Origin of the sequence: Yoonia sp. SDW83-1, from assembly GCF_046762885.1 — a bacterium.
In the GTDB taxonomy this organism is placed as follows: domain Bacteria; phylum Pseudomonadota; class Alphaproteobacteria; order Rhodobacterales; family Rhodobacteraceae; genus Yoonia.
The window spans coordinates 1-1,050 of record NZ_JBKQXO010000048.1 but is presented as its reverse complement, the minus strand read 5'-3'; the positions used below and the strand labels follow the sequence as shown (position 1 = coordinate 1,050).

At 50.9% G+C, this 1,050-nt stretch carries 1 protein-coding gene; it reads right to left on the bottom strand.

Features of this window, described 5'->3' with window-relative positions:
• Positions 1-245: 245 nt before the first annotated feature.
• Positions 246-647 (bottom strand): hypothetical protein, encoded by a 402-nt coding sequence (locus ACFWW4_RS22675; RefSeq protein WP_411892909.1) that lies wholly within the window; start codon positions 645-647, stop codon positions 246-248.
• Between the last annotated feature and the right edge of the window lie 403 nt (positions 648-1,050).

The window sequence follows — 1,050 nt, the reverse complement described above, 5'->3', positions numbered from 1 at the left end:
GACTGCTTCTGTGAAATGTTCTGCGTTGCCAAATGCTCGGCGCTGCACATGTGAAATGTTTCTGCGTCAGAAAGAGCTGCACCTGCACAAGTCCGGTTTGTCTCGCACACCAGACCTTGATCGGATGATAGGACAACGGCAGCAATGCGGGACAAACCAGACCTTGACGTTCGCGTGGCCAGCGACCGCTTTTCACATGCCGCACCGGCACCGAAACATGAGCGGTGTGTGCACTCCGATTACGTTCAAAACGAGGTTGGGTTCCTTATCACCGCAAGATAACCGGCGGGGTCGTTTATGCCGTTCTGTATGAACGTATCGCTGTCACGGTCGTAAATCTGTAGGTGCTGCTTGTTTGACCCAAGTTCTACGGAAATCGAATTTTGGTCATTGAAGAAAATGTAGTCATGGCCACCGTGACTTATCCTCACCGTCGTGGATCGTTGGCCAATGGAAAACCGAATTTCTAGCTCGCCAAATGAGAACTCGCATTCCTCATCAGGACGGCACTCAAACTCTAGGGCTGCTTCGATGCCTTCAAGATCGAGGTATGCTTGGATAGTGACGTCATTGGTGCCATCAGCGGCGGCAGTTGTACCCGGCAAGAGTGTTGTCATTAGGAAAAAGATGACGCTTAGTCGTGTCATGCGGTTCCTCCAAAGTTCCACGGTATGAGTTTATCGATAGTGGAGCAGAAAAACTACAGCAAGCCAGTTAGCTAAGCGAAGCCGACATTAGCCGCATTGCAGACAATCGGAAGTTTGGGCTCTGTCCGGGCATTCGCCGCGCAAAACACGAATGACTGCTTGGACGCCAGTGCCGCGAAAACGACCCTTTTCACGGCAGTTCTTGATCGTCTAGCAGGTCATTAATCCCGGTTGCGTCAGACTGACGCAATAACCTTTTGCAAATCATTTCCTGAACCTTCACAACACTTGACTTTCTATCTGCCCGTCTGGCCTGCTGCCGGTTTCGTGGACACCGAGATAAGGTGTTTATGAAACTGGAGAATCTACATGACGAGAAGAGTGTTCAGCCGCGAGTTCAAGC

Bases quoted from the DNA above. Each gene is read 5' to 3' on its own strand.
- ACFWW4_RS22675 (WP_411892909.1), bottom strand. From the start codon at position 647: ATGACACGACTAAGCGTCATCTTTTTCCTAATGACAACACTCTTGCCG.